Annotated in this window: 18 protein-coding genes; 3 read left to right on the top strand and 15 right to left on the bottom strand. The window is 71.0% G+C overall.

Translation table 11 applies throughout. The features are described from left to right. Positions 1–83: 83 nt before the first annotated feature. The 15 genes from SLW52_RS19530 to SLW52_RS19460 all read right to left on the bottom strand — a co-directional run bounded on the left by SLW52_RS19530 (position 84) and on the right by SLW52_RS19460 (position 15,101). Complete coding sequence (locus tag SLW52_RS19530) at positions 84–1,220, bottom strand: glycosyltransferase family 4 protein (protein ID WP_152236908.1); 1,137 nt, start codon at positions 1,218–1,220, stop codon at positions 84–86. Then, the gene (locus SLW52_RS19525; protein ID WP_320740992.1) at positions 1,217–2,365 is read right to left on the bottom strand and encodes a glycosyltransferase family 4 protein; all 1,149 of its coding nucleotides are present in this window, start codon (positions 2,363–2,365) and stop codon (positions 1,217–1,219) included. The genes SLW52_RS19530 and SLW52_RS19525 overlap by 4 nt, the downstream gene beginning before the upstream one ends. Before the next feature lie 2 nt (positions 2,366–2,367). Further along, positions 2,368–3,879 carry a radical SAM protein gene (locus tag SLW52_RS19520; RefSeq protein ID WP_320740995.1) on the bottom strand — a complete coding sequence of 504 codons (1,512 nt, stop codon included), beginning with the start codon at positions 3,877–3,879 and terminating at the stop codon, positions 2,368–2,370. Positions 3,880–3,902: 23 nt separating this feature from the next. Further along, on the bottom strand, positions 3,903–4,598 hold the full coding sequence (locus SLW52_RS19515) for a class I SAM-dependent methyltransferase (RefSeq protein ID WP_320740997.1): 696 nt from the start codon (positions 4,596–4,598) through the stop codon (positions 3,903–3,905). Continuing rightward, positions 4,595–5,827 (bottom strand): amidohydrolase family protein, encoded by a 1,233-nt coding sequence (locus SLW52_RS19510; protein ID WP_320740998.1) that lies wholly within the window; start codon positions 5,825–5,827, stop codon positions 4,595–4,597. The genes SLW52_RS19515 and SLW52_RS19510 overlap by 4 nt, the downstream gene beginning before the upstream one ends. Positions 5,828–5,829: 2 nt before the next feature. After that, the gene (locus SLW52_RS19505; protein WP_320741000.1) at positions 5,830–6,651 is read right to left on the bottom strand and encodes a class I SAM-dependent methyltransferase; all 822 of its coding nucleotides are present in this window, start codon (positions 6,649–6,651) and stop codon (positions 5,830–5,832) included. A gap of 135 nt (positions 6,652–6,786) precedes the next feature. Next, complete coding sequence (locus SLW52_RS19500) at positions 6,787–7,635, bottom strand: Wzz/FepE/Etk N-terminal domain-containing protein (protein ID WP_320744256.1); 849 nt, start codon at positions 7,633–7,635, stop codon at positions 6,787–6,789. An 11-nt stretch (positions 7,636–7,646) separates the two neighbouring features. Next, the gene (locus SLW52_RS19495) at positions 7,647–8,813 is read right to left on the bottom strand and encodes a hypothetical protein (RefSeq protein ID WP_320741005.1); all 1,167 of its coding nucleotides are present in this window, start codon (positions 8,811–8,813) and stop codon (positions 7,647–7,649) included. Then, positions 8,810–9,751, bottom strand: coding sequence for a glycosyltransferase (locus tag SLW52_RS19490; protein ID WP_267103363.1), 942 nt, complete (start codon positions 9,749–9,751; stop codon positions 8,810–8,812). The genes SLW52_RS19495 and SLW52_RS19490 overlap by 4 nt, the downstream gene beginning before the upstream one ends. Further along, positions 9,751–11,004: an O-antigen translocase gene (locus tag SLW52_RS19485; protein ID WP_320741007.1), complete on the bottom strand. Its 1,254-nt coding sequence runs from the start codon at positions 11,002–11,004 to the stop codon at positions 9,751–9,753. Before SLW52_RS19485 ends, SLW52_RS19490 begins: the two co-directional genes overlap by 1 nt. Further along, the gene (locus SLW52_RS19480) at positions 11,001–12,131 is read right to left on the bottom strand and encodes a DegT/DnrJ/EryC1/StrS family aminotransferase (protein ID WP_267099835.1); all 1,131 of its coding nucleotides are present in this window, start codon (positions 12,129–12,131) and stop codon (positions 11,001–11,003) included. The genes SLW52_RS19485 and SLW52_RS19480 overlap by 4 nt, the downstream gene beginning before the upstream one ends. After that, positions 12,128–13,063: a GNAT family N-acetyltransferase gene (locus SLW52_RS19475; RefSeq protein ID WP_295939569.1), complete on the bottom strand. Its 936-nt coding sequence runs from the start codon at positions 13,061–13,063 to the stop codon at positions 12,128–12,130. The genes SLW52_RS19480 and SLW52_RS19475 overlap by 4 nt, the downstream gene beginning before the upstream one ends. Next, a complete protein-coding gene (locus SLW52_RS19470; RefSeq protein ID WP_295939567.1) occupies positions 13,050–14,009 on the bottom strand; it encodes a hypothetical protein in 960 nt (319 codons plus the stop codon). The genes SLW52_RS19475 and SLW52_RS19470 overlap by 14 nt, the downstream gene beginning before the upstream one ends. A gap of 5 nt (positions 14,010–14,014) precedes the next feature. Continuing rightward, positions 14,015–14,680: an acetyltransferase gene (locus SLW52_RS19465; RefSeq protein WP_267094095.1), complete on the bottom strand. Its 666-nt coding sequence runs from the start codon at positions 14,678–14,680 to the stop codon at positions 14,015–14,017. 4 nt (positions 14,681–14,684) lie between these two features. Further along, the gene (locus SLW52_RS19460) at positions 14,685–15,101 is read right to left on the bottom strand and encodes an FdtA/QdtA family cupin domain-containing protein (protein ID WP_017909879.1); all 417 of its coding nucleotides are present in this window, start codon (positions 15,099–15,101) and stop codon (positions 14,685–14,687) included. A 277-nt stretch (positions 15,102–15,378) separates the two neighbouring features. Between SLW52_RS19460 and SLW52_RS19455 the strand changes: the two genes are divergently transcribed. The 3 genes from SLW52_RS19455 to SLW52_RS19445 all read left to right on the top strand — a co-directional run bounded on the left by SLW52_RS19455 (position 15,379) and on the right by SLW52_RS19445 (position 17,740). Next, the gene (locus SLW52_RS19455) at positions 15,379–15,891 is read left to right on the top strand and encodes a cytochrome b/b6 domain-containing protein (RefSeq protein WP_043092009.1); all 513 of its coding nucleotides are present in this window, start codon (positions 15,379–15,381) and stop codon (positions 15,889–15,891) included. 65 nt (positions 15,892–15,956) lie between these two features. Continuing rightward, positions 15,957–17,321: a hypothetical protein gene (locus SLW52_RS19450; RefSeq protein ID WP_017916197.1), complete on the top strand. Its 1,365-nt coding sequence runs from the start codon at positions 15,957–15,959 to the stop codon at positions 17,319–17,321. A 23-nt stretch (positions 17,322–17,344) separates the two neighbouring features. After that, positions 17,345–17,740: a c-type cytochrome gene (locus SLW52_RS19445; RefSeq protein ID WP_320741010.1), complete on the top strand. Its 396-nt coding sequence runs from the start codon at positions 17,345–17,347 to the stop codon at positions 17,738–17,740. Positions 17,741–17,760: the final 20 nt, after the last annotated feature.

The raw sequence follows: 17,760 nt of genomic DNA, 5'->3' as shown, positions 1-17,760 counted from the left end.
GGCGCACGTCGCGGCTGAAGCCGCTGCCACGAAAAGACACGAGGCCGCCTTAAAGGCGAAGCGCCTGCACGCCGCGCTGCGCGTCAACCGTTCTGCGCCGCGCGCCGCTCATCGGTGCTGCGCGGTGCGCACAGGCGCTGGTACAGCGCGGTGAAGCCGCGCACGCTGCAGTCGGCGTCCTCGCGCACGGCCCGGCATTGCGCCGCCCAGGCCAGGCGCAGGCGCAGGTCGTCGTCGCTGAGTACCTGGCGTAGCGCATCGGCCAGCCCGGCCCAGTCGCCCACGGGCACCGCCAGCGCCGCCGACGGCGCCCACTCCTGCAGATGCCCGACCGCGGTGCCCACGGTCGGCACGCCGGCCACGGCCGCTTCCAGCAACACCAGCGGCCCGGCCTCGTGCTGCGACGACAACACCAGCAGATCCGCCGCCTCCACCAGCGGCCGCAGGTCGCGCTGGGTCTTGAAGCCGAGGAAGCGCACGCGCGCGCTCAGGCCAAGCGTGGCGACCAGGCGCTGCATCGCGCCGTCGAGGGTGTCCACCCCGACCAGGTCGATGCGGAAGTCGACCCCGGCGCGGGCCAGTGCGGCGAGTGCGCGCAACAGGGTCGTCTGGTCCTTCACCGGATTGAGGCTGGCCACGTGCAGCAGCCGCGCCGGGCCCTCCCCCCGCGCGCGCGGCGGGCGCGGCGGCCAGGCGCGCAGGTCCACGCCCAGGGGCACGCGTTCGGCGGCGATGCCCAACGCCCGCAAGCTGTCGAGGATGGGCGCACTGGCGGCGGTCACCGCACTCGCCAGGCGCAACACCAGCGCCTCGCGCAGCCGCCCCTGCCATTTGCGCCGGCCGCCGTAGCCGATCGCATGCAGTGCGACCAGTTCGCCGCCGGCGATGTGCACCAGGCTCGGCCGCCGCAGCCAGCGCGCTGCCGCCACCGCGATCAGGCTGCAGTGGCCGGAAAACAGCGACTGCACCACGTCGAACGGCGCGCGGCGGTGCTCGGCGCGGATCGCGGCGATCGCCCGCCAGCGCGTACGCGCCGCACCGATGTTGTGGATCCGCGCGCCCAGCAGGTCCCATTGCGCCGGCAGCGGTTCCTGGTGCAGCACGAAGACGTGTAATTCATGCACGCGCGCCAGCCGCTCGATCAGGCTCAGGAAGGCCGGAATCACCCGGTACTCGCCGCTGCGGTCGACGCCGCCCGGCACCACCAGGGCCAGCTTCATGCCGCGCTCCGCGACGTGGCACCGAGCAACTGCGCATAGGCGCGCGCCCAGCGCCGGCCGACTGCCGCGAACGACAGCTGCGCATCGAAATGCGCGCGCACCAGCGCTCGCGAAGGCCCGTCGCGCGAGGCCTGCAGCAGCGCGGTGGCCAGGCGTTCGGCGTCGCCGCACGGCCACAGCGCGCCGACCCGGCCGCCGTCGCTGAGCGCACGGAACGCCGGGATGTCGGTCAACACCGGCACCGTGCCGCAGGCATAGGCCTCCAGCGCCGCGTAGCCGCAGCTCTCGCCCAGGCTGCCGGACACGAACAGGTCGGCCGCGCGCATCAGGGTCTGGATCTGCGCGTGCTCCACCCGGCCCAGCAGGTGCACGCGGCCGGCCAGCCGCGGATCGGCCTGGATGCGCTGTTGCACCACCGGCAGCAGCGGCGCATCGCCGAACGCGCAGAACAACTGCAGCCCGCTCAGTTGCTCGCTGGCGCGGGCCATGCCGTCGAGCACGGTGAGCGGATCCTTGCCCTCGCTCAGATGGCCGACCCACAGCACGCAGGGCGCGCCATGCAGCCCGCTGTCGCGGCGCGCCTGGTCGCGCTCGCCGGGAGTGAAGCGGCAACTGGATTCGGGAATGGCGAACAGGCGCGTGGATCCGGCGAACAGTCCGGCGCCGACGAAACCGCGCGCCAGCTCCAGCGAGGTGAAGGCGATGCCGGCGGCGGCGGTGTACCAGCGCCGCCACTGCGGCCGCCGCCACCAGCGCGGCGGACGGTTGGCGTGGTCCTGCAGCAGGATCGGCCGCGACGGCCGCCAGCGCGCCAGCGTCGCCGCCTCGCGCGCGAACTGCAGGCCGTGCACGTGCACCACGTCGGCCTCCAGCTCGGCCAGCAGCGCGGCGATGCGGCGCAGATGGCGCCGGCGCCCGGTCTCGGCACGGCGCACGAAGTGATAGTTCACGCCGTTGCGCTGCAGTTGCGCATCGACCGCGGCGGCCTGGATCACCGAAACGCGGGTGCCGGCGCTGGCCACCGCCTCGGCGATGTCGGCCAGCGACGGCCACAGCGCGAACGCCTGCTCCGGCGTCACCCCGTCCGGCAACGGCACGAAGTTGAGTTGCACGGCATGCACGGCGCGGTCGACGTTGCCGTCCATGCTCAGATCCCGGATACCTGCGGCCGTTGCAGGCGCACCAGCCGGTTGGCCAGGTTCAGTTCCCATGGCCGGTCGTAGCGCCGGTAGCGGTAGCGCCACGCGGCCAGCGCGCTGAGGCCGCGTTTGGCCCAGCCCGGCGAGCGCTGGTCCTGCGCGGTGGGATAGCGGCAGCCGAGCACGGTGACGAAATCGCGGATGCGCTGGCGCAGCGCATCGGTGAGCCAGGGCGCATCGGCGTGGCAGGCGTAGTCCACCCACTGCGGCTGCGCCCATTCCTCCGGTGTGCGCGGGAACTGCACCGGCACCCCGTCGCGGTCGAGCAAGGGTGTGCCGGCGCGGCGGCCGCGGTCCTTCTCGTGGCGGCTGCTGTCCGGCAGCGGCGTGTACACGTAGACGATGATTTCCGACTGCGGGTTGATCCGCTTCAGCTCGCGGATGAACTCGAAGGTCTGCTCGGTCTCACGCTCGCTGTCCTGCGGCGGCGCGACCATGAACGACAGCTCCGGAATCACCCCGTTGCGCCGGCACAGTTCGGCCACTTCCAGGGTCTGGTCCGGGCGCGTGCCCTTGCGGATCTCCTTGAGCATCGCCCCGCTCGGCGACTCGGCGCCGATGTAGGCCATGCGCAGGCGGCTCTTGCGCACCAGTTTCCAGGTGCTCTCGGACAGGTTGAGCAGCGCGTCGGCGCGGGCGTAGCACCACCACGGCAGTTCCAGCTTCGCCATCACCTCCAGCAGCGGGATCATGTCGGCTTCGCGGTCGAAGAAGTTGTGGTCGAAGAACTGGATCGAGTCCGCGCCCAGGCCGTATTTCAGATAGCCCAGCTCGCGTTCCAGGCGGGCCGCGGTCGGCAAGGCGGTGGCGCCGCCGAACATCGCCGCCACCCCGCAGAAGGTGCAGCGGAAGCGGCAACCCAGCGCGGCCTGGTGCGAGGCGGTGCGGCGGCCGAGGAAGGTACGGCCGAGATAGCGGCGCGGTTCGCCGAGCTTCTCGTACGGCAGCGATGGCAGCGCGTCGCCGCGCTGGAAGGCGCGGTTGCGGTTGTGCACCACGGCGCCGTTGTGCTTCCAGGACAGCCCGTCGACCTGCGCCAGCGTCGGCCCTTCGCCGCGCAAGGCGGCCAGCAGTTCCGGCAAGGTCTCCTCGCCCTGCGCGCGGATCGCGTAGTCCACGTACGGCGCGGCCAGCGCGGTGTCCGGGTACAGCGTGGGAAAATAGCCGCCCCACACGATCGGCAGCGCCGGGAAACGCGCACGGATGGCCTGCGACAGCGCGATCGACGGCGCCAGTTGCGGCCCGCCCATCACGCTGATGCCGACCGCATCGAAGCGCTGCTCCTGCAGCGCCTGCAGGCTGCGGTCGATGAAGTCGCGGTCGACGTTGCCGTCGATGATGCGGCTGTCGCCAGTGCGATCCAGCGCCGCCGCCAGGTTCAGCAGCGACAGCGGAAAGCGGGCGCTGGGCGGCTTGGTGATGGTGGGATTGACCAGCAGCGTGTTGGGTGTGGAGGACATACGGGGCGAACGCAGGACGGGGGTCACGGCAGGCGCCGCAGGCGCAGCACCAGGGCCACCGGCACCTGCAATGCAGCGGGATCGAAATGGGCGCTGGCGGGGATGTCCGCCGGGTCGAGCATCGGTTCGCTGACCGCGTCGATGGCCAGCCCGAGCGCGGCGCAGGCGGCGTGCCAGTGGCTGTACAGGTGCTGGGTGTGGCGCACCGCGTAGCGCCGGCCGCCGGCCTTGAAGTCGCGGCGCCAGCCCAGCGCCGGGCCGATCGGGTGCACGTCGCTGCACAGCACCCAGCCGCCGGGACGGGTGACGCGGCGCAGTTCCGCCAGGGCCGGCGGCAGCTGCGGCAGGTGCCCCAGCGCCAGCGCGCACAGGCTGAGGTCGACGCTGGCGTCGGCCAGCGGCAAGGCCTCCAGGCGGCCTTCGTGCAGCGTGTAGCGGCCGGTATCGACGTCGCCCAGTTCCTGCGCGGCGCGCGTCAGCATCTGTGGCGACAGGTCCACGCCGGTGACGTGGCCGGCGCCACGCTGCAGCGCATGCAGCAGGTAGCGGCCGCTGCCGCAGCCGGCATCGAGCACGTGCTGGCCGCGCAACGACGACGGCAGCAAGGCCAGCATGGCGCGCTGCTCGGCCTGCATCACCGGGTTGTGCGCCTGCGCCGGGTAGCTGTCCGCCCACAGCGCATAGGCGGCCAGCGGATCGAGGGTCGGGACGCCGCTCATGCCGGGCATTCCTGCGACAGTTGTGTCGTGTGTGAACGCGGTGGCGCAACGTGAAGTTCCAGGCCCGGCTCCAGCGCGAGCAGCGTCGGGTCGGCCAGCTCCACTGCGAGCAGCTTGGGGGTCCCGTCCAGCGTCACCGGTACCGTGTCCACGCCGGCGGCTGCGAACCACGCGGCGAAATCTGGATCGGCGATCCGCGGCCGCCCGTCGCGCACGACCGCGCGCAATGCGCTGCGCGGCAGCCCGACCAGGCTCTGCGCCGGCGCGCCGCCACGGTCGGCGACGATCAGCAGATCGGCGTGTGCGCCCGGCGCCAGATGCCCGCGATCCGGCATGCGCAGGATGTCGGCCGCGGCGGTCGTGGCCAGGCGCAGTGCCTGGGTCGCGTCCAGGCCGTGGGTGGCAGCCAGGCGCAGATCCTCGAGCAGGTCGCGGCCGCCGCTGACCCGCGCATCGCTGCCCAGCGTCAGGCGCCCGGCCGCGCTCAGGCGCTGCGGATCGAGGGTGCGTCCGAGCAGGGTCAGGTTGCTGCTCGGGCACCACACCACCGCCGCGCCGCAGGCGAGCACGCGGGTGACGTCGTCCGCGCCCAGGCCCACGCCGTGGATCAGCACCGTGTTGTCGGCCAGATAGCCGCGCCGCTCCAGCTCGGCGAGTTCGCCGGCGGCCACCGCGTCGGTACCTTCGGCCAGGTGGATCATCCACGGCCAGCCGGCGGCGGACGCCGCGGCGAAGCTCCGTGCCAGCGGCGGTCCGTAGTCGGGGCCGTGCAAGGTGTAGCTCCAGCCGAACTCGCGCAGCAGCGCCACCGGGAAGTCGGCCGCATCCAGCGCGGCATGCCAGGGATCGTGGTGGGCCACGCAGGTCACCCCGGCCAGCAGGTTCTTCAACCCGCCATGGCGCAGCCGCAGCGACTTGGGCAGGGCCAGCGCGGCGGTCACCGCCGGCGTGCGGAAATGCGCGGCGAAGGCGTCGATCCAGGCATAGCTGTTGGCGAACGGCGCAGCCTGCGGCAGCGGCGGCACCGCATTGACGTGCAGATGCTCGTGGGCGTTGATCAAGCCGGGCAACACCAACTGCCCGTGCAGATCGATGCGCAACGCGGCCGGCGTGGCGGCCGCGGCGATCCGGCCGGCGCGCAGCGCCAGCGGCGCGTGCACCGCCCCACAGGCGTGCGCAACACGCGCACCCTCCAGGCAGAGGTCGATGGGGGCGGCAGACGCGGCCATGCTCAGCGCTTGCGCAGCACGATCAGGAAGTGATCGCCCATGTCGCGCAGCAGCGGCCAGCCGCCGATGCGGTCGTCGAGGCGGCCGAGCGCCTCGCCCAGGCGCGGATGGCGCTGGTAGTGGTCGACCAGGTACGGCGGCGGCAGGCACAGGCTGAGCGCGCGGTACGACTCCAGCGCGAAATGCGGCGCGAACGCGCGGTAGAACTCGCGTGGGAAGTAGTACCAGGTCCAGATCGTGTGCCCGTTCATGCCCACGGCGGTGGCGCCACGTGCGGCGCGCACGGCAGCACGGCGAACGCGGCCGCGCAGCAGGTAGTGGCCCAGCTCCCACGGGCACAGGCGACCGATCACCGAGAACACCAGGCGCCCGTCGCGGCGCAGCAGCCGTGCGCAGTGGCGCGCGACGTCGGGCAGATCCGGCGCGCAGTTGAGCGGGCCGAAGTTGGAGTACATGCCGTCGAACTCGCCGTCGAGCAGATCCAGTTGCTGGATGCCGACATGGGCCACGCTGAGCCGGCCGCGCAGACTCGGATCCTGCGCGCGGGCGCGGGTGCGCTCCACCATCTGCGGCGACCAGTCGGTGGCCAGCACGCGGTAGCCGCGCTGGGCGAAGGCGTGCGCATCCAGGCCGGTGCCGCAGCCCAGATCGACCAGCCGCGAGCCGACCGGCAACTGCGTCGCCACGGTATCCCACAGGGTGGTGCGCATGCGCTGGATCAGCGCGTTGTTGCCGCGCGGGCCGTCGTAATCGGCGGCCACGCTGTCGAAGGCGCGCTGCGTGTCCAGCAACCGCACCGGGTCCAGAGTGGTCGTGTGCGCCATTGCACCCGCCTTGCCATTCGCTGTCACCTGCACCTCTCCACTGCCCTGCCCTTGTCGGAATCCGCGCGCATCGAGCGCGCGGTACTGCAGGTAGGTGCGGCGGCAGCGCCGTTTGGTTGAATCGACGAGCTGCTGTTATGCGGCGGCGACGCTCGCCCCTGTCGGCCGCGCCTGCCGCCGGCGCAGCGCATTGCGCGCCACCGCGGCCAGTACGCCGCCGCCGAGCCCTGCCAGCAGCGCCACCGCCAGCACCAGCACCGGGTTGGGAAACGCCGCGCGCGGCGGCACGTAGGTCTCCCAGGGTGCCGAGGTGTCGTAGGTGTAGCGCGTGCCGAGCCGGCCGAGCAGATCCTCGCGCTCGGCCTTGAGGCCGCGCAGCGTGGTGGTCTTCTCGGACAACAGCATGTTGCCGAGCAATTGCTGCTCGACGCTGCCGCGGCCTTCGCGTTGCTGCTGCAGCAGGCGGTCGCGCTCGGTCTGGGTGGCGGCGATGTCCGCGGCCAGCTCCTGCAGCCGCGCAGTGGCCTGCTGCAGCGGGCCGGCCTGGATGCGCCGGTGCAGCGCCTGTAGTTGCGCGATGGTGGCCGTGGCCAGTTGTCGTGCCTGCTGCGGCGATTGCGCGCGCAGGGTCAACTGGATCAGGTTGGCGTACGGGTCGGGGTCCAGCTTCAGGCTGTCGCGGTACAGCGCGGCCTGGCGGCTGTCCAGGGCCACGCCGGCGCTGTGCAGCACCTGTTCCTGGAACTGCCGGGTCTTGATCCGGTCGATCACCCGCTGGAACGGCTCCAGCTTGGGGTCGCGCCCGGACGGGGTCGGGCCGAACTCGCCGACCTGCACCCAGGCGGTGGCCTGCCACTGGCGGGTCGCGCCGTGCAGGAACAGCGCCGCCAACGCCAATGCCAGCAGCAGCGGCAGCAGGCACCAGCGCCATTCCCGCCGCAGGATCCGCCACAGGTCGATCAGGTAGATTTCGTCTTGTTGCATGGCGGTGTCGGTCATGGCAGCGAGGATCTCGGGGAAATGGAAGGCAGGGCCGTGGACGGCGCGGCGTCGCGGCGGTTCGGCAGCAAGGTGCTGCAGGCGTGCAGCAGCAGGCACAGCGCGACGAAGCCGGCATTGGTCCAGGTGAACGCCTGCGGCGCGAACGGCGACATCACGCAGGCGTAGGCGATGCGCAGGAACACCAGCAGGTTGAACAGCGCCACGCCGCGTCCGAGCAGGCGCACGCTCCACAGCAGCGCCGCGTACAGCGCCAGCATCGCCGCCAGCGCGGCACCGGGACCGCCGGCCAGCAGGAACGGCAGGAACTCGGTGCCGACATTGATGTTCGGCGCATCCAGCGGGATGCCGGTCCCGGCGGTGGCGATGGAACCGCTGAGCGGCACCAGTTGGTTGATCAGGAAACTGGCGTTGGCGTAGCCCTTGCTGAGCAGCGCGCCGAAGTTGTACGGGCCGGCGCCGATGTACAGCAGCAGCCACTTGATGCCCTGCGGCGCGGCCCGGTACAGCGCGCCGAACGGCAGCGCCACCGAATCCAGCGAGCCGGAACGCAGCGTGCCCAACAGCGAGAAGGCGGCGGCGCCGGCGCACAGCAGCGCCAGTACCCGTTTCCACGGCAGCGGCCGTGCCGGGTCGCGGCGCAGCAACAGCAACAGGCCGACGCTGAACACTGCCGCGAACAGGCGGTTGCGGTCGATCACCAGCACCGGGAAGGCGAAGCCGGCCAGCAGCAGCGTATTGCGCACGCTGCGCTCGCGCACGCACAGCAGGCCGATCGGCGGCAGGATCCAGCACATATTCGACACATGCCGCACGTGCGCTTGCAGCGGGCTCAGGTCGGCGTAGGCGGAGGGGTTGTGCAGCAACGGGATCGGGAACAGCAGCAGGTCCAGCAGGCAGAACAGCCCCACCGCCGCGGCCAGGCCGAGCGCGACGAAGGCCTCGCGCGTGCCGGCGTACTCGCGCGACCGGAACGCCGCCAGCGGCGGCAGGCGGATGCCGAGCAGCGCATCCAGGCCCAGCGTCGCCAGCGCCACGGCGGCCAGCAGTGCGATGCCGGCTAGATAGCCCGGCGGCGGGTCGAAGGTGAGCAGGGTCAGCGCGCAGCTCAGCAGCAGCGGCAGGCCGAAATACGCCGACGGCAGGCGCAGCAGCCGGCTCATCCGCGCTGGGCCAGCGTCGGTTGGCCGCCCTGGCGCAGCCGCGCCAACAGCGACAGCCACGCATGCGCCAGCAGGTGTCCGCCCAGCGCCAGCGGGCTGCGCCGCAGGAACGCGATCTTCGCGGCGATGTAGTGCGCCTGCGCGTGCAGCAGGGTGCGGCAGGCCGGATCGAACAAGCGCGCGCGGCGCAGCGCCACCTGTCGCGACTCGGCCAGGTTGGCCAGGCGGCTGGGCAGGTGCCGGGTGCGGCTGGCGTTGTGGTCGTGCACGCGGTAGGCGCAGACCGCCACGTCCAGGAAACCCAGCGCGTCGCGCGCGACCAGGCGCAGGAAGAAGTCCCAGTCCTCGATGCGCAGGCCCTCGTCCCATTCGGCGCCCGGCTGCAGCGCGCTGCGCCGGACCAGCGCCACCGCCCCGCTCACCGCCCAGTGCCGGATCACCGCGCGGCGGATGCCGGCCTCGCTCAGGTACAGGCGTTTGTCCACGCCGTGCAGGTCGCGCATGCTGCTCTGGTGCACGGTGCGGCCCTGGGTGTCGACCACGATGGCGTCGCCGATCACCGCGGCCTTGTGCGGATGCGCGCCCAGGTAGGCCACCTGCACGCCTAATCCACCGGGCAGCAGATAGTCGTCGCTGGCCCCCAGGCGCAGGAACTCGCCGCGCGCCATCGCCACCAGGTGGTTGAGCGTGGCGGCGATGCCGAGGTTCTCGCGCGGCCAGAAGCGCACGTGCAATCTGTCGCCGTGCTGCGCGATCCATTCGGCGATGCGCTCGGCGGTGCCGTCGCTGGAGCCGTCGTCGACGATCACCAGCTCCTTGTTCGGGTACGGGTCTTCCAGCACGCTGTCCAGGCAGCGCTGCACGAAGCGCGCGTGGTTGTAGGCCGGAATCAGCACCGACACCAGCGGCAGCGTTGGCGGGGTATACGTTGCGTCCATCAGCCCAGTCCTCGCAGGTAGCGGCGCACCACCAGCATGTTGAACGCCAGGTACAGCGCGTAGTTGCAGGCGAACGCGTAGACCGCGCCGATCAGGCCCATGCGCGCGGTGAACAGCACCACCAGGCCAAGGTAGCTGGCGGCGAACAGACATTCGGAGAGCACGAACAGCCGCGTCATCGCCTTGGCCAGCATCAGGTAGGACAGCACGAAGGAGGCGATCTTGAGCACGTCGCCGAGCAGTTGCGGCGCGTACAGCGACAATGCAGCGGCGAAATCGGCCGAGAACAGCAGTCGGGTGATCCAGTCGCGGCACAGGTACACCGCCGCTGCGGCGAGGAGCACCGCCGGCAGCACGTAGCGATAGGCACCGCGCAGTTCCTGCCACAGCGCCTGCCGCGTATGCAACGCCGCCAACTTGGGCAGGTAGTAGACGTTGATGGCGGTGGTGAAGAACAGCAGATAGGCATCGGAGACGCGGCTCACCGCCTGCCAGTAACCGACCTGCTGCCAGCCGAACTGGCCGGCCAGATGATCGCGCACGCCGATGTTGACCAGCAGCGGCAGCAGCGCGGAGGCCAGGGTCATGACCGAGAAGCCGGCCAGTCGCCGCACCATCGCCGGATCGAAACGGATGCGCAGCATCTCGCGGCGGAAATACGGGCTGCGTCGCAGCGCCGGCACGCCGGCGCACAGCCAGGCCACCTGCCCCAGCACCAGGCCCAGCAGCGCCCCGGACAGGCCCATGCCGTGCGCCAGCGCGGCCACCAGCAGCACGCTCAGCACCGCGCCGCTGACCTGGACGAAGGCCAGCCGACGCACGTCCATGAAGCCGTTGACCACCGCCAGGATGTAGTTGGCCAGCGCAATGCCGAGCTGCGCCACCGCCAGCACGCAGATCAGCGGCTGGTACTGCGCATCGCCGAGCAGGCGCTCGGCGATCAGGCGGCTGCACAGCAGCGCGGCCACGCCCATCGCGATCGCGGCGACGCAGGCGTAGCCGAGTGCGCTGCCGAGCAGCCGGGCCAGTGCCGGCGCATCGTCGCGGTACTCGGCCACGTACTTGACCACGCCGGCGCCGATGCCGCCGCCGGCCACCACTGCCAGCAACGACATCAGGCTGGTGAACTGGCCGAGCCGGGCGACCCCGGCCGGGCCGGCGTACACCGCAACCAGCTTCAGCACCAGCAACGCGGACAGCAGCTTGGCCGCAGTGGCCACGCCGCTGTACACGCCGCTGCGCAGCACGTTCATGCCGCCACATCCCCGAAACGCTGGCAGGCATCGATCACCTGCGCCACGGCCGCAGCGTCCAGCGTCGGGCCGATCGGCAGGCTCAACACCTCGGCACCCAAGCGCTCGCACAGCGGCAACTGCAGGGTGGCCAGTTCCGGATAGGCCGGCTGACGATGCGGCGGCGTCGGGTAATGCACCAGGCAGTGCACGCCCTGGGCCTGCAGATGCCGTTGCAGCGCGTCGCGCTGCGCGCAGCGCACCACGAACAGGTGCCAGGCATGCGCGGCCGGGTCGGCCACCTGCGGCACGGCGATCTGCGGATGCGCGATGCCGTCGAGATAGCGCTGGGCGATCGCGCGGCGCGCGGCGATATCGGCGTCCAGGTGGCGCAGCTTGACCCGCAACAGCGCCGCCTGCAGCTCGTCCAGGCGCGAGTTCACGCCTTGCACGAGATGCCGGTACTTGATGTCCGAGCCGTAGTTGCGCAAGACGCGTAGCTGCGCCGCAAGTTCGGCGTCGTCGGTGGTCACGGCGCCGCCGTCGCCCAACGCGCCCAGGTTCTTGCCGGGGAAGAAGCTGAAGCCGGCGGCATCGCCGAAGCTGCCCGCATGGCGGCCGTCGCGGCGCGCGCCGTGCGCCTGCGCCGCGTCCTCAAGCAGCAGCAACCCATGGCGCTCGGCGATGGCGCGGAGCGCGGCCATGTCCGCCAGCTGCCCGTACAGGTGCACCGCCAGGATCGCCCTGGTGCGTGGGCCGATTGCCCGCTCCACCTGCGCCGGATCCAGATTGAAGCTGGCCGCCTCCGGCTCCAGCGGCACCGGCCGCAGCCGGTTCTCGCTGATCGCCAGGAAGCTGGCGATGAAGGTGTTGCCCGGCACCAGCACCTCGTCGCCTTCGTGCAGCCGGCCCAGCGCACGGTAGCCGCGCAGGATCAGGGTCAGCGCGTCCATGCCGTTGCCGACGCCGATGGCGTGAGCGGTGCCGCAGTAGGCGGCGAACTCGCGCTCGAACGCCTCCAGCTCCTCGCCGAGCACATACCAGCCCGAATCGATCACCCGTGCCGCTGCGGCCTTGAGCTCATCGGCATAGCGTGCATTGCTTGCCCGCAGATCCAGGAACGGCACGCTGGCCGGCGGCAGGCTCATTGCAACTCCCAACGGTAGAAATCGTGAACCAACGCGCGCGCGCCGAAGCGCTCCTTCTGCTCGACCAGGCCGGCATTGAGCACCTGGCCCTGCTGCTCGGTGGAAATGCCCAGGCTGAGGAAGTCGCGCTGCGCGTAGACCTGCTCGATGAGCTCGGCCAGCAGCAGGCTCAGCGCATCGGTGCGGCGGCCCTGCTCCGAGCAGGCCAGGTATTGGGTGTGGACGACGTGGCCGAAGTCGTACACCAGCGTGCCGGCCAGCAGGTCGCTGCCGTCGCGGACTTCATACGGCACGATCTGCGCCGGGAAGCGCGCGCACAGCAGGCGCAGTTCGTCCAGGCTGTGGGTCGGACGCGCGTCGTGGCGTTGCAGGACCTCGCCCAGCAGCGCATGCAGCGGCGCCGGGTCGTCCACACGCTGCACCTGCAGCCCGGCGCGGCGCGCCTTGGCCACCGAGCGTTTGCGTGCGGCAGCGAAGCGCGGCGGCGCGCGCAACGGCACCGCCGAGGACAGGTCGCGGCGGTAGAGACGCGCCCCCAGCCGATGCAGCGCGTACAGATCCTCCTCCGCCGGGCTGCGGTGGAACAGATGCGGCACCGCCTTGTACAGCAGCGTGCGCACGCCGGCGTCGCGGTAATGCGCCGCGATGCGCTCGAACACCTCCAGCGTGGCAGTCGCGCGCAGCGCGTGGGTCGACACCAGACCGGCATAGCTGAGTCCGGCATGGCTGGTCACCACGTCGCCGTCGCGGTTGGCCGGGAACACCGCCACCGGCGTGCCGGCACCCTCGACCAGCAAGGAGGCATCGACGAAGCGCGCCGCGTGATACTCCATGTAGCCGCGCCGGTGCAGCAGATTGCCGTTGCGCGAGGCCTCCACCACGGCATCCCACAGCGGTGCGTCGGCCGCGGTGTAGGCCCTAACCGACAGCATCGGCGTCCTCCCACACCATGCCGGCGGGCAGTTGCGCCTCGGCCACGCCGAAGCCGTCGCGGCCCATGTCGTTGCCGTTGTAGAACAGCAACAGCCGCTCGTCGTGGCGGAGCAGCGCCGGGTAGCACAGCGTGCGCGCATCCCAGCCCTCGGCCGACAGCGGCAGGCCCAGCGCCGTGTCGCAGCGCTGCCAGTGGCGGCCGTCGTCGCTGACGGCCATGCCTGGCAGATAGGCACCATCGCGGCTGCCGTGGGTGAAACACATCAGATAGCGGCCACCGTGCCGGTACACCCGCGGGCGGCCGATACGGTATTCGTCGCCTTGCGGTTGCAGGCAGACGGTGTCCTGCCGCGGGACCGCCTGCAGGTCGTCGGTCTCCACGCAGCGGATGTGGTAGCGCGGATACGGCGTGCCGCCGAGCCATTCCCAGTCGTCGCCCACCGCGTACCAGAGCTGCCAGCGGCCAGCGCGATAGCGCGCCGAATGCACCGCGGCGATGGTGCTGCGGCCCGGCGCGCGGTCCAGCAGCGGCGTGTCCTGGCGGCGCTGGAACGTGTCGCCGCCGTCGGTGGACACCGCCAGGCCGGTGAAGGCCAGGAACTTGGCCTTCGCCACCTGCTGGAAGCCGACGTAGAACATGTAGAGACCGTCCGGCCCGTGCACCACGTCGCCGAGGATCATGCCGTTGTCGTCGAAACAGCCGGCGCGGCCGATGTCCAGTACGGGTGCTGCGCTGACGCCCAGCACCCGGGTCGGATCGTCGGCGCGCACGTCGACGTAGCCGATGCGGCTGACCCCGGCGTCGTCGCGAAAGCCGGCGTAGATGCGCAGACGCTCGGCATCCAGGCGCAGCGGCGTGGGCGTCAGCGCCGAATGCCGCATCCAGCCGCCGACGCCATCGCGTGCGGTGTCGAAGACAAGACCGCGTTTGTGCCAGGCGAACATGTGCCTCACAGGTCCACGTCGAAGCTGGATTTGCCGGCCACCGCCCGCGCCGGCGCACCGACGTAGATGCGTCCCGGCTCGGTGTCGCGGGTCAGCAGCGCGCCGGCGCCGATCACGTTGTCGGCGGCCACCTTGACCCGGTCGCTCAGCGTGGCGTTGACCCCGACGAAGCTGCCCGCGCCGATCTCGCAGTAGCCGGAAATCACCGCATGCGAGGCCACGAACACGTGGTCATGGATCACCGTGCGGTGGCCGACGTGGTTGCCGCTCCACAGGATGCAGTTGGCGCCGATGCGGGTGAACGGCTGCAGCACGTTGTGCTCGAACACGAAGCAGTGCTCGCCCAGCTCCACGTTGCGCCAGACGAAGGCCTGCGAACTGACGTAGCTGGCCATGCGGTAGCCGCGGCGCTTGGCGTCCAGGTAGAAGCGCGTGCGCAATCGGTTGAGGCCGCTGGCGGGAATCGCCACGAACACCTCCACCTGCGACGGCGGATAGCGTTGCTCGAGTTCCTCGTAGGCCACCACCGGCAGGCCGGCCAGGGTCGGCGTGGACAGGTAGTCGCGCTCCACGCTGAAGGCCAGCACGGCGTAGTCGCTGTCGTGGGTGAAGTATTCGCAGGCGATCTGCGCCAGTTCGCCGGCGCCGACGATGACCAGGGGACGTGCCATGGCTTCAGGCCTCCTGGCGGCGCAGGCCCGCGGCTTCGCGCAGGAACTCGTCGTAGTCGAAGATGTAGTCGGTGGGATCGTAGGCCTGGTCGGCGAGCACCATCAGCACGCAGTCTTCGCTGAAGTCGTAGAGATCGCGCCAGACCATGCTGCCGAGCAGCAGGCCCTGCCGCGGATCGTCCAGCACCACCTGCATCGGTCCACTGCCGTCGTCGAGCAGGAACGACACCGAACCGTGCAGCGCCACCGCCAACTGGTTGAGATGGCGGTGCGCATGCTGGCCGCGATGCACGCCGTTGCGGGTGGCGAACAGGTAGTACACGCGGCGGATGTCGAAAGGCACGTCGCGCTGTTGTTCCAGCGCCACGAGCTGCCCGCGCGCATCGCCGTGCGTCCGCAACTGGATTCGTTCGATTGCCATCAGAGTGCCCGACCGGGCTCCACATCGGAGTGTCCAGGCTGAGTGCCCTCGGTCTGCGGAAAGGTTGCGCGAGGCCGACGCGCCGCGCGACGCAACCTTTCGCCGCAGCGCCGGCACCCATCGACGACCACCGCTGCCGCGATGCCCCGCCGGCATCGGGCTGCGCCCCACTTCGTTGCCCCCAAGGACACCGCGTACCGCCATGACCTCGCCCACGCCGGCCGCTCCGAAACCCCCTGTGTCCCCTGCCGCCGCGCAGGCCGCGTTGCCGCGGCCGATGGTGTGGCTGCACTGGCTCACCGTGCTGTGCCTGGTGCTGGCGGCGGGGCTGATCCTGCTGCGCGAAGAGGTCGAAGGCCGCATGTGGCGGCAGTGGCTGCTGGAAGGCCACCGCCACTTCGGTCTGTTCGTGCTCGGCCTGTTCTGCCTGCGCGTGGTGCTGCGGATGCGCTTGGGCAAGCGCCACGACCCGGAGGCCGGTTCGGCGCTGATGCGCCTGCTGGCCGGCGCCACCCACGTGGTGATGTACGCGCTGCTGCTGACCCTGCCGGTGCTGGGCTGGGCGCTGAGCCAATCGATGGGCAAGCCGGTGCATCTGTTCGGCGCGACGCTACCGGAGCTGGTCGCGCCCGATCCCGATCTCGCCGACACCCTGGGCGCCTGGCACGTGGACGCGGCCTGGCTGCTGCTCGGCCTGATCCTGCTGCACATCGGCGCGGCGCTGTGGCACCACCTCGTCCGCCGCGACGCGGTGCTGCAACGGATGCTGCCGTTCCTGCGCCGCCGCTGAGCCGCGTCTTCCTTCCCCGTTTGCGTCCGTCGCCGCCCCCACCCGCCCGCCAAAGGACTTTCCGCATGCACCAGGCCCCGTCGTCCCCCTCCACCTTCTCCCGCAGCGACAGGACGCGCGGCGCCGAGCAGGCGCTGCTGTGGTCGGCGCTCGGTTCGCTGCTGCTGGTGCTGAGCCCGCGCGCGGCCGCGGTGCCGGCATTCGCGCGGCAGACCGGCTCGTCCTGCGCCGACTGCCACATCGGCGCCTACGGCCCGGCGCTGACTCCGTACGGCATGCGCTTCAAGCTCGGCGGCTACACCGACAGCGACGGCAACGGCACCAAGATCCCGGTCTCCGCACAGCTCACCGCCACCCGCAGCGTGCCGGCGCGCGGCGAGAGCCGCACCCGCTTCAGCGAAGCCGACCTGTACCTGGCCGGACGCATCACCGACAACGTCGGCGGCTACGTCAAGGTCGCCAGGACCAACAACGGCAAGAACGACTACACCACGCGCCTGGACAACGTGGACCTGCGCGCGGTGGTCAAGAGCTTCCAGCTCGGCGGCAAGGACACCCTGCTCGGCGTCAGCGTCAACAACAATCCCGGCAGCCAGGATCCGATCGGCATGCTGCCCAACGCCTCCGGCCTGGGTCCGGCCTCGGCCTATGCCAGTTCGACCACCCTGCTCAACCAGTCGTCGCTGTCCAACCGGGTGATCGGCACCAGCGTCTACGGCCTGTACGACCGCAACTGGTACGGCGAGGTCGGCACCTACACCGCACTGCCGGTGTCGACCCAGGACGATCTCGGCTACGCCATCGGCGGCGATCCCGGCAAGCTCAGCGACACCGGCTACCTGCGCCTGAGCTACATGAAGGACCTCAAGCGGCAGTTCTTCTCCGCCGGCGTCGTCGCGCTGACCACGCGCCGGCAGCTGCCGCGCAGCACCGGCCCGCGCGACGACTTCACCGACCTCGGCTACGACCTCAACTACCAGTTCCTGGGCACCCGCGAGCACATCCTCAAGCTCGGCTACCTCAACATCTACGAGCGCCGCCGCTACGGCAGCGCACTGATCGACCCGACCAACCCGGCCCTGGCCGGCCCGCGCCGGGCCAGCGTGCGCGACCAGTCGATCAGCCTCAACTACACCTACAAGCAGAGCTACAGCCTGCTGCTGGCGCACTTCATCAACACCGGCTCGGACGATCCGTTCCGTTACCGCCCGTACGGCGCGCCGGACACCACCAGCAACCTGATCAGCGCCTCGTGGGCACCGTTCGGCAAGGACGACAGTTACTCGTCGATCTCCAACCTGCGCCTGTCCGCGACCTGGTTCCGTTTCAGCAAGTTCAACGGCAGCACCGGCAACGTGTTCGGGGCCACCCCGGTCACCCGCCCGCGCGACCTCAACCAGTTCGCGCTGAGCCTGAGCCTCGCTTTCTGATTCCCCCGCACGGAGCTTCCCCCATGAAACGCACCCATGCCCTCCCCCTGTGCACCCTGCTGGCCGGCCTGCTGCCGCTGGCCGCCGTGGTGGCGCCGTCCGCACGGGCCGCCGGCGGCATGCCCGGCGCCGGCGTGTTCGCCAGCGAATGCGCCGAATGCCACAGCGCCGCGCCGGCCAAGAACAAGAAGGGCCCGACCCTGTTCGGCGTGGTCGGGCGCCGCGCCGGCAGCGTGCCGGACTACGCCTACTCCGAGGCGATGAAGCAGAGCCAGTGGACCTGGAGCGACGACAAACTGCGCAGCTACCTGTCGCAGCCGGCGTCCAAGGCGCTGCCCGGCGGCAAGATGAAGTACGACGGCCTGGACGACGCCAAGCAGTTGCAGGACCTGATCGCCTACCTGCACAGCCTGCATTGAACTGGCTGGCCGATCCGGTC

The organism is Xanthomonas sp. LF02-5, from assembly GCF_034105325.1.
In the GTDB taxonomy this organism is placed as follows: Bacteria; Pseudomonadota; Gammaproteobacteria; order Xanthomonadales; family Xanthomonadaceae; genus Xanthomonas_A; species Xanthomonas_A sontii.
The sequence above is the reverse complement of the archived record's forward strand: the minus strand, read 5'-3'. Positions and strand labels throughout refer to the sequence as shown.